Raw genomic sequence first — 2,974 nt, 5'->3', positions numbered from 1 at the left:
GCATGGTCCAGCAGCGCCCGGCCACCCCATTCCACTTGCCCTGCCTCCAGCCGCAGAATAGACATTCAGCCGACCCCATCCTTGTTATGCAAAATAAAGGCGTAGGGTACGGGGCGCGCTGCAGTGGCGCAAGCCGGAAGCGTGTTCTCAGGTTCTGCGCGTCAACTCAGCAAACGCAGGGTGAGTGGGTAGCGATAGACCTCGCCATTACTGGCTTTGATGGCTGCCAATACACAGAATATCAAATTCACCATGAAAATCAGCGGGAAAATCAACACGCCGATCAACAGGGTACTCAGGATGCTGGCCACCACATAGGCAATCAGCACGGTGATCTGGAAATTCAGTGCTTCTTTGCTCTGCTGCACCAGCCAGGCGGAGCCACTGTCTTTTTTGAGGAGATAGACGATGAGCGCCGGGATGAACCCGAACAAGATGCCGCCCGCATGGGTGAGTGCGGCGATGTTACGATCGTCCTTGCTGGCTACTTCGACGAGATTGCTGGTTTCCATGGTTACGCTCCCTGTAGGGTGATAGATTTCGTACTGGGTCGACCGGGTGATGCTTCACTCTGACTGGCCTGTGCCCACTATCATACTGAATTTTATGTCAAAGAATAGCCTTTTGATCAAACAGCCCGACGGTGCTGGAATAATCGAATTGGCTCAATTTGAGGTAGCCTGACAATAGTGGACAGTCCCGTTTCAAGCGGCCAACCGTGTGAAGGACTGTGCGAACACAGCGGGAGCCAGATAACCAATCCGTGAATGCAGGCGTTGGCGGTTGTAAAAAATCTCGATGTATTCCCGAATAGTCGATTCAGCCTGTGCCCGAGTCTCGAAGCGTTGGCGGCGCCAGTGGTGGCCGATATGAGGCGGCTCTGGGCGTCTCTTGGGGTTGTTGATGAGGTGCTGTGAGAGTTGCGGATTCCGCTGAACGTCCCCCAGCCCCGTGGGGATGTTCAGATTTGGAATCAGGCTGTGGCGACAGGATTTTAATAGAATTATTGACGAATATGTAATATATAATTAGAATTTTACAAGGTTAATCGAATCTTGGCGGAAATTAGGATATTTAAGTGACAGACTGGATCGGATACCGCTGGCTGGCTGAGCGCTACGACGTCTCGTCGGTGCAACCGTTTCGCGCCCAAAGCGCCATTGCCGGATCCAGAGCTACCGTGCGGGAGGGCGGCTACGTCCATGAATTCTATACCCCGGTAGCCAGGCCTGCCAACACCTTGGCGGGCCATTTGACCTTCGCGCTTAAGCACGAAGGCATTCATCTAGAGTTCCTGGCCAGGCTGTTCGAGGTGGCGCCGGTAGCCGACCTGGAAGCGTGGATTGCGGCCGAACCGACAGGCCAGTATGCGCGCCGCTCCGGTTTCCTCTACGAATACCTAACCGGCCGGCAACTGGCATTTCCCGGCGTCGCAACTGGCAACTACGTCACCGCGCTGGACGAAAAGACCTACCTGACAGGCAGTCAGCCAGTTAATAATCCACGCTGGCGGGTGCGCGACAACCTGCCAGGCACCCGTGACTATTGCCCACTGGTGTTGCGCACCGCCCGGGTGCGGCAGGCTGAGCAGTACGACTGCGCTCAGCACCTGGCCGACTTGGAGGTCGAGTTCGGTGCCGACGTGCTGCAACGCAGCGCGGTCTGGCTGACGATCAAGGAGAGCCGGGCGAGCTTTGCGATCGAGCACGAAGAGCAACATGTCGATCGTGTGCGGCGTTTCGCCGCCGTGATGGAGCAGCGCTGTGGGCAGTACGAAGAGCCGCTGTCGGAAGGCGCACTCGGCGCACTGCAAGCACAGATCCTCGGACCGCGGGCGACACGTTATGGCGTGCGCCGCTCGCCGGTATTCGTCGGCGAGGTCGACGGCTTTACCGAGGTGGTCCATTACATCGCGCCTCACTGGAATGACGCGCCAGCACTGCTGTCGGGTTTGCGTGAGTTCGCATCCCGCACGGCGGGCGCCTCGGCACTGGTGCGGGCCGCCGTGCTGTCCTTCGGTTTTGTGTACATACACCCGATGTCCGATGGTAATGGCCGCATCTCGCGTTTCCTGATCAATGATGTGCTGCGCCGGGATAAGGCGATTCCGGCACCCTTCATTCTGCCGGTGTCGGCCACGATCACCAGTTCGGTAGTCAACCGGCGCGGCTATGACCAGGTACTGGAACTCTTCTCGCGACCGCTAATGCGCAAGTATGCAGAAGCCTGGCGCTTTGGCGCAGAGCAGGTCGCCGAGGACGGTGTGTACTACAACCTGCAGTTCGATGCCTACCAGGATGCGCTGCCGGCCTGGCGCTATCCCGATATGACCGACCATGTCGAGTATCTTGCAGAAGTGGTGCAAACAACCATCGAACAGGAAATGCGCAAGGAAGCAAATTATCTGCGCAACCTGCGCATGGCCCGCGAACGCATCAAGATGGTGATCGAAGGTCCGGATGGGGATATCGACCGCATCCTACGATCCGTGCGTGATAACGGCGGCAAGGTGTCTAATAAGCTGCTCAGGGAGTTCCCGATATTGGCCGACAAGGCCCTAACCAACGAGGTGGAAGCCATTATCCAGGCCGTGTTTGTGCAACCATAAGCCCCATTTATTTCTGAGTGCGCATCGTCATTTTTGGTTCACCAGATTGGCTTTATTCCGGTGTAGTGCCAGCAATGGCGAGTACGTCATTGAGCGTTGTTTATCCATTGACGGAGTGGGTGGTGATCATCCGGCATCCTGTGGTGGGTTGTGTGTCGTTGTATGAAAAAGTGGGCGGCTTGCCAGAAGACGGACTGTTCCTGACCCGTGCGCGTAGTGTGATGAGTCCTTTCTAAGTGGCAGAATGATTGCCACCGATGGACCGGACCTTTAGCATAGACCCATGCCAGATACCTTCACTGACGAACAACGCCAATTCCTGCAACTCCTGCGTCTACCCGTGCCCGGCGAACCGCCGCCGGAGAT

At 56.9% G+C, this 2,974-nt stretch carries 3 protein-coding genes and 1 pseudogene; 2 read left to right on the top strand and 2 right to left on the bottom strand.

What is annotated here, in order from left to right:
- Positions 1-161: 161 nt before the first annotated feature.
- Both VMV64_RS07370 and VMV64_RS07365 read right to left on the bottom strand, forming a co-directional pair.
- Positions 162-512: a DUF4870 domain-containing protein gene (locus tag VMV64_RS07370; RefSeq protein WP_325329306.1), complete on the bottom strand. Its 351-nt coding sequence runs from the start codon at positions 510-512 to the stop codon at positions 162-164.
- Between the two features lie 192 nt (positions 513-704).
- Positions 705-845 (bottom strand): annotated as a pseudogene (locus VMV64_RS07365) (IS3 family transposase); the annotation flags it as partial.
- A gap of 233 nt (positions 846-1,078) precedes the next feature.
- Here VMV64_RS07365 and VMV64_RS07360 point away from each other — a divergent pair.
- On the top strand, positions 1,079-2,608 hold the full coding sequence (locus VMV64_RS07360) for a Fic family protein (protein WP_325329305.1): 1,530 nt from the start codon (positions 1,079-1,081) through the stop codon (positions 2,606-2,608).
- Between the two features lie 17 nt (positions 2,609-2,625).
- Complete coding sequence (locus VMV64_RS07355) at positions 2,626-2,844, top strand: hypothetical protein (RefSeq protein ID WP_325329304.1); 219 nt, start codon at positions 2,626-2,628, stop codon at positions 2,842-2,844.
- The last annotated feature ends 130 nt before the right edge of the window (positions 2,845-2,974 follow it).

Source organism: Sulfuricella sp. (genome assembly GCF_035531155.1).
GTDB lineage: Bacteria > Pseudomonadota > Gammaproteobacteria > Burkholderiales > Sulfuricellaceae > Sulfuricella.
This window is presented reverse-complemented; position numbering and strand designations above follow the sequence as displayed.

Coding starts and splice junctions, on each gene's coding strand:
- VMV64_RS07370 (WP_325329306.1), bottom strand. CDS start 512: ATGGAAACCAGCAATCTCGTCGAAGTAGCCAGCAAGGACGATCGTAAC.